A 6,380-nucleotide genomic window follows, 5' to 3' on the forward strand; every position below is an offset into this window, starting at 1 on the left:
TCTATAGGATAAAAGAAATAACGCTCGAAGCCAACACGTTTCATAGCGTTTTGTGCCTTGAGCGAAGCGAAAGGAATGGATATAATTATGAAAAATAATCTTGATATTGCCTACATCATATTAACTGTACTTGTAACCATTATTTTAATACCTTTTGATTTTAGTTTTGCCTTAACAATAGGTGGTCTATTATCTATAATAGGAGTTATTTTCATCCAATCTTATGTTGAAATAAAATTCTTTGAATCTCGTTGCGACGAAAAAGCAAAGTATATAAGTAATAGAGCATATTCATTAGCCTTTAATATTACACTACTCACCACTATCATAATAAGTATGCTTATCGAATATTTTCATGTGCCAATGACAATGATGGTAGAATTTTTCAATATAATACTCATCATCGGTTGGTTATCCTATTCAATTTCTCTTGCTTTAAATCGACGAATTTATTAAGTCCTAAATAAAAGCCTTATCTTCCTTGTTAACCAAAGAAGATAAGGCTTTTCTAGACTCTTCATTATCCTTATCTTATAGAATCTTGCTTTGCCATATGCTATAATGTTTAGGTACAATTCAATATGTTTTTATGTGGGCTACTGGTATCACCCATCCCTTTTTGAAGGGAGGTGATACATATGAGTAACGACGTTTTAATATTACTATTTCAAGCTGGTTTGTTCTTAATAGCATTATTAACATTAATAGTGTTGCTTATAGAAAAAATCTCAAAAAAATAGTAGCCCCAACCGCAAATGGATAGCTACTATTTTTAAATACTGAAAATTTTAGTGATACCAGTTGCCTAAACAACTAGAATTGTATACTATAGGGTGTTGGTAGCACCCTATTTTTATTTTATGTGATTACTATTTATATTATATCAAAGTTTTTTATAAAATAAACCTTTAATCTGAAATTTTTGTCATAATTCTATGTACGCATTCAACCTCTTATTGCTTTTTCTTTTGAGGTTTCTTCCATCCACATTTCCATAATTTCATCCTTATCAAACAGCTTGTCTACTGTTTCTCTATTCTCTAGCATTTCATCTAATGCATCTTCTGTAAATCTTTCTAGACTTGCTCCTTTTCTATAGATTAAAATATCTTTAATCCTTGCATATCCTGTATCTGTAAACTCTTCATAGTACGGATTTATTTCTTGAATTCGCATTTCCTCTACATGATTATTTACCCATAGGTATAGCTCTAGTTCCTCAATATTATTTTCTTTATACTTCTTTGCTAGTTCTAATGCTCTGTTGAAGTCTTGAAGAATCTATTCTTTTCCTTCAATCATTCTTCATTTTCTTTATTAAAATCAAAAATGTCTTTCATTTTATCTATGTACATCAGAAAAGCAAATAACAATGTTAATAATATTAAAATTGTTATCCAAAGTAATGTTAATGATACATCTATTTGAGTTCCTTTGCTTAGAGAAATTATATCCGTTCCCTGATTTACCAAAAGCCCAATTAAGCCTCCCAAAATAACCGTTTCTAAAAGAAAAATCTTAATTTGTTTAATTCTTTGCTTTTCTTGCTTTTGTTTTATTTTTTCTTTAATTTCTTTCTCTATGTTTGGTTTACATGAAAGAATTATCTCTTGTCTAACATCTTCACATACTCTATCAACAAGACACTCTTTAATCTCATTCTTACGTAAGCGTAAATCCTAATACACCTAGAGATAAAGCTTCATTTGATTTTGAACTCACTATATCAGAATCCTTTGGAGCAGCTTTTATTACTTCATCAAACTTTCGTCTTGCATGAGCAAGGCATGCCACTTGAGTGACATCTTCAAGTTTGTTATAAGCACTATATCCATCGGTTTGAAGATATCCTTTATACCCATTCAAAAAGTTTTTGGGATGCCTGTGGGAGCGAGATTTTTGATAGTCATAAAGATAAATTGGTTTTTCACCCCATTTTGCAGATGCATAAAGCCACATATAATTGTTTTTGTTATCTTTTTCGTCTAGGCACTTTAAAACCGTTTCATCAGCATGGATGATAGGTTCTTTTAGAAGTTCTAATTGTAATCGATCATAAATGATTTTCAACCAATTCTGTGCACCTGTTATAATCCAATTCGCCATATTTTGACGTGACAAATCTATCCCAAAATTTATAAATGCCTTTTCCTGTCGATATAAGGGAAGTGCTTGGTTATATTTTTTCTCCATTATAAATGCTAGTAGTGAAGGAGATACCATACTTTTAGGAATCACTGGATTAGGCATTTTAGCTGCAATGATCGTTCCACCAACACCTTCATTATCACATTTTCTGCAAGCATACACTTGCTTAATGTGATGCACTACTTTCACCTGGGCAGGAATGATTTTTAATTCCTTTCTGACCTCTGTTTTCATTTCGTGAAGGGTTCCATTACATAATGGACATATTTGTTCTTCTTCTGATAAAGTGTAATAAACTTCTTCTACTTCTAAATCTTCATAAGATTTACGGCTTTTAGATTTGCCCTTCTTTCTTTTTACAAGAATTTCTTCAATATCCTCTGAATCCTGTGGTTTCACCGACAGTTTTTCAGCTTCATTAAAGATTGAAATTTGCTCAGGATCAGTTTTTTCACTAGAAGAACCATATTTCTTAGCTTGGCTAAGTCTAAATTGTTCTTCATAGAATTTTACTTTTGCTTCAAGCTCCTCAATTTTTTGTTCCTGCTGAGCCACTTTATTTTCAAAAAAACCATTTTATCTTCAATTGTATTTTCGTCTATAACCCTTGGGTTTTCAATGTTTTTCATACTTATATTATACCATTTTTTCTTATGTATTCATAGTGAAAAAGCTGTAAATTCGAGATTTTTTCAGAATCTACAGCCTAAAATATTTGTCTTTCTTCTATTGGTTTATGCGCATATTTTTCTTTGATTGTTAGTCCATCAAGTAGCCATCTGAAGGATCTTTCGTCTATAGCTATATGTGTTCCACCAATATCATCAGGCCATCTAAATTTATCTTTTTCCAGCCGCTTGTAGTGAAGCCAAAATCCACTTGTATCCCATTCTAGAATTTTTATTTTATCACGGTTTTTATTGCAAAATACATAGAGATTTCTTGAAAATGGATCTAGCTTAAAGGTCTCTAAAACTATTAGGGATAATCCATCAATTGATTTTCTAAGATCTGTTGATCCAAGTGATAGGTATACTTGATCAATGCGATTTTTATTAAACATGTTTGGTAAGTATTCCTATTAGTTTATCAAGAATTTCCGCATCAAAGAATTTGTCTATTAGAAGAGTAGCTTTTCCTATTCTGACTTCAATCTTATTCGTACAAAATTGCGCATCTGTTATTGGTGTAACTATCGTTCAAGCAGTCTTTTCTGATTTTTCTAAAGGTTTATTGGGAAATTTGATTATGGATTATGCTCTCCCAATGCTTTTGATTTTCTTCACGAGCCATATTTAAATCACCTCAATTTCTTTTGAGATGATTTTATCATTTTTAAATTTAGTTTTATATGTGTCCTAAGGTTTACGCTTACATATAAAAAAGGGAAGCTGTACAAAGCTTTCTTGACAAAGATCAGGTAGCTTAATTAACCTCATAAACTGGTGTACATCTTTACAATAGGTTTTACATATTTCCTCCATATATCTAAATTATTATAATTCGTGAAAATTACTACAGTAAATTTCTCACTTGGAATGCGCACTACCACTGTTGTAAAGCCAACAGTTCCTCCAGTATGGTATAGGATTTTTTTGCCTCCCATAAAAAAATAACCCCACCCAAAACCATATGAATCCCCTGATTCAGAATCACGCACGCCATTTGAAAAAGCTTGGTTTAACGTCTCAAAACTTACCATTTTATCTGTATAAAGGGCTTGATCCCATTTATAATAATCCATTAAAGATGTATATATTCCTCCATCTCCAAGGGTGGCACTTGTAAGATTTTGATCCGTTTCAATATATTTACCATTCATCTTCGTTGTACCATAAGCTCTATTTTTTACTGTTGATATACCTTTTTCGTAGGCTACCGTATTATTCATTTTTAAAGGTTTAAAGATATTTTTTTCTAGAAACTCAGCAAAGCTCATTCCAGAAACTTTCTCAACAGCCATTGCAAGGAGAACATAATTTCCATCACAGTATTCAAATTTACTTCCTGGTTTAAGTTTAAGTCTATTTTCAGTTTTATATATATTGAATACATCTTGATCCTTTAACTGCTCTTTTTGATTCTTAGGAATAAGATCATAAAAATCTACTAAGCCTGATGTATGTTGAAGTAAATTTTTTATAGTAATATCATTTCCATATTCAGGAAAGTTCAGAAATATATCTGTTAGCTTTGTATCATATGTTAAAAGCCCTCTTTGTTTTAAAATCATAATACACATTGCTGTAAATTGCTTTGTCATAGACGCAATTCTGTAATTGGTATATTCATTCGCAGCAGTTTTTTTTTTATATCTGCCATTCCATAACCCTTTTTAATCAAAATATCTCCGTCTTTTATAACCATAACGCTTGCTCCATTAGATGTATTATTAAACCCTTTAAAAATAAAATCCATCTTTTTTTCTTTGCTTATAAAAAATTGAAACACGATTACAAAAACAATGCATAACAACATTAAGATTATAGCCAACTGATTTATCATTCTGTTCATGTTTCCATCTCCCCCTGAAATACCATTTATAAATAGTATACTTGAGTTTGGTTATTTTTACCATGTATTATGTAATTTTTTCTCCCAATGCTTATTTGACTTCGTAATGACAACGTTAATCTAAAATTATTAGAAACTAACTGCAAAATATGTGGAATTCATCTAAAACAAAAAACCTCACCTTCCTTGAAAAACCAAGAAAAGTAAGGCTATACTTTGGTGTACCCGAGAGGAATCGAACCTCCGAAGCACGGTTTAGGAAATTTGCTATCGGTGATTTTTTTCGCCATCGATGCAGTATTTCTGCCTATAACGTCCTTCTTATCCTGCCCTTGTCCGTGACACCGAGTGACTACTTATACCCCTTTTGACGACGTAGTAGGAAAAACAACTAGAAATAACTTAGAACAAATTAAAATATATGGAAATCTCTTTATGACTATTTTAGGTATTTCTATATTTAAAAATAATATTTGTATAATGAGCATTTTTAATAAAACCTAATTTAAGATTCGTTTTGTTCGTATTTTTCTACAAATGCGCCTTTATTTAAATATAAATCACACTTAGTCTATTACAGCCACTAATTTCCATCAAAAAACACTTTGCTTTTATTGTGATGAAACCCCAAGCTACGTTCATTATCATTCGTACAAAGTAGATGCATAAGAGCATTATCAACTTAAGTTAAAATTTACCTTGCGTTAATTTTTGTGCTTTTTCTTCGTCTATTATCACATAGAAGATACCCTCCTGCATTATAGCAGAAATAGGTAAATTGATTTCTTTTATATCTTCCTTTTCAATAGAATTATTTCTTACAATAGCAGAATATTTTTTGACTTCTTTTTTATCTATATTTGTTTCAATGTTTTTCGAGACTAGTTCATAAAGGGAACCTATATTTTTAAATATATCTGTCACACTTTCTTGTGTTAGAATTGCAACAAGAACATCCTTTTGAACATCTATACGAGTAAGATCTCCCTTCAGATATCCTTTTCTAAAACGTACCAGCATTTCTGCTTTTTTACCATCCAAAATTTGTGGCCCCTTCTTTAGTTCAATATGTAATCCTTGCATTGGATCTTCATAATACATATCCTGTGGCACATCATAGTTTATTCCTCCAATGGCATCAACAAAATGTCTAAAAGCAGCCGTATCAATCATTATATATTTTGAAATGTTAACTCCCAATATATTGTTTAACTCTTTCATAACCTGTTCCGGTGAATGTAAAGCTGCATAATTTCCTAGTTTTGTATCTCTATTTTCATCTTTAATCATAGTATCCCTTGAAACCGTCGAAATATTTAAATTTCCTGTACTTGGTTCATATCCCATTAGAACAAAGGCGTCTACAGGTGTGGTTTCTCCCAAATTTGCCTCTAGAACTCCCATAAATAGTACATTAATAATCTCATGATTAGATTCACTATCATCAATTGGATTCGATAACAGTAAAATACCACCTGCAACAATTATAAGAATAGATATTACTATAACCCATATTTTCGGTTTTTTATATTTCACTATGTTTTTCACCCTTTCACCTATATTACTTTCTCCAAAAGCAAGAAAACCATCTTTAAACAAATTATTTTGTTTCATTGAAATACTTATATATATCGTATAAATGAAACTACATGCGGACGCACAATCTATTGATTACAGTTTTTGGTATTTGATTTGCCCAATTGATAAACCATTGTACC

8 protein-coding genes are annotated in these 6,380 nt (G+C 31.0%); 2 read left to right on the top strand and 6 right to left on the bottom strand.

Features of this window, described 5'->3' with window-relative positions:
- Nucleotides 1-57 precede the first annotated feature (57 nt).
- Nucleotides 58-456, top strand: a complete 399-nt coding sequence (locus tag EV214_RS18165) for a hypothetical protein (protein ID WP_132248372.1) — start codon at nucleotides 58-60, stop codon at nucleotides 454-456.
- Nucleotides 457-638: 182 nt separating this feature from the next.
- On the top strand, nucleotides 639-740 hold the full coding sequence (locus EV214_RS19785; RefSeq protein WP_132248374.1) for a putative holin-like toxin: 102 nt from the start codon (nucleotides 639-641) through the stop codon (nucleotides 738-740).
- Between the two features lie 205 nt (nucleotides 741-945).
- On the opposite strand, the gene EV214_RS18175 is transcribed toward EV214_RS19785, so the two are convergent.
- The 6 genes from EV214_RS18175 to EV214_RS18205 all read right to left on the bottom strand — a co-directional run bounded on the left by EV214_RS18175 (nucleotide 946) and on the right by EV214_RS18205 (nucleotide 6,198).
- Nucleotides 946-1,176 (bottom strand): hypothetical protein, encoded by a 231-nt coding sequence (locus tag EV214_RS18175; RefSeq protein WP_132248376.1) that lies wholly within the window; start codon nucleotides 1,174-1,176, stop codon nucleotides 946-948.
- A 486-nt stretch (nucleotides 1,177-1,662) separates the two neighbouring features.
- Nucleotides 1,663-2,703, bottom strand: coding sequence for an IS66 family transposase (gene tnpC / locus EV214_RS18185; RefSeq protein WP_132248381.1), 1,041 nt, complete (start codon nucleotides 2,701-2,703; stop codon nucleotides 1,663-1,665).
- Between the two features lie 151 nt (nucleotides 2,704-2,854).
- The gene (gene tnpB, locus EV214_RS18190) at nucleotides 2,855-3,211 is read right to left on the bottom strand and encodes an IS66 family insertion sequence element accessory protein TnpB (protein WP_132248383.1); all 357 of its coding nucleotides are present in this window, start codon (nucleotides 3,209-3,211) and stop codon (nucleotides 2,855-2,857) included.
- A gap of 372 nt (nucleotides 3,212-3,583) precedes the next feature.
- Entirely contained in the window at nucleotides 3,584-4,411 is an 828-nt protein-coding gene (locus tag EV214_RS18195; protein WP_132248385.1) for a serine hydrolase domain-containing protein, read from the bottom strand.
- Entirely contained in the window at nucleotides 4,408-4,662 is a 255-nt protein-coding gene (locus EV214_RS18200; RefSeq protein ID WP_132248387.1) for a hypothetical protein, read from the bottom strand. The genes EV214_RS18195 and EV214_RS18200 overlap by 4 nt, the downstream gene beginning before the upstream one ends.
- Nucleotides 4,663-5,349: 687 nt before the next feature.
- The gene (locus EV214_RS18205; protein WP_165916472.1) at nucleotides 5,350-6,198 is read right to left on the bottom strand and encodes an LCP family protein; all 849 of its coding nucleotides are present in this window, start codon (nucleotides 6,196-6,198) and stop codon (nucleotides 5,350-5,352) included.
- Nucleotides 6,199-6,380: the final 182 nt, after the last annotated feature.

Origin of the sequence: Marinisporobacter balticus, from assembly GCF_004345705.1 — a bacterium.
Classification (GTDB): domain Bacteria; phylum Bacillota; class Clostridia; order Peptostreptococcales; family Thermotaleaceae; genus Marinisporobacter; species Marinisporobacter balticus.

Bases quoted from the DNA above. Each gene is read 5' to 3' on its own strand.
- tnpB (WP_132248383.1), bottom strand. From the start codon at position 3,211: ATGTTTAATAAAAATCGCATTGATCAAGTATACCTATCACTTGGATCA.
- EV214_RS18175 (WP_132248376.1), bottom strand. From the start codon at position 1,176: ATGCGAATTCAAGAAATAAATCCGTACTATGAAGAGTTTACAGATACA.
- EV214_RS19785 (WP_132248374.1), top strand. From the start codon at position 639: ATGAGTAACGACGTTTTAATATTACTATTTCAAGCTGGTTTGTTCTTA.
- EV214_RS18195 (WP_132248385.1), bottom strand. From the start codon at position 4,411: ATGACAAAGCAATTTACAGCAATGTGTATTATGATTTTAAAACAAAGA.
- EV214_RS18200 (WP_132248387.1), bottom strand. From the start codon at position 4,662: ATGAACAGAATGATAAATCAGTTGGCTATAATCTTAATGTTGTTATGC.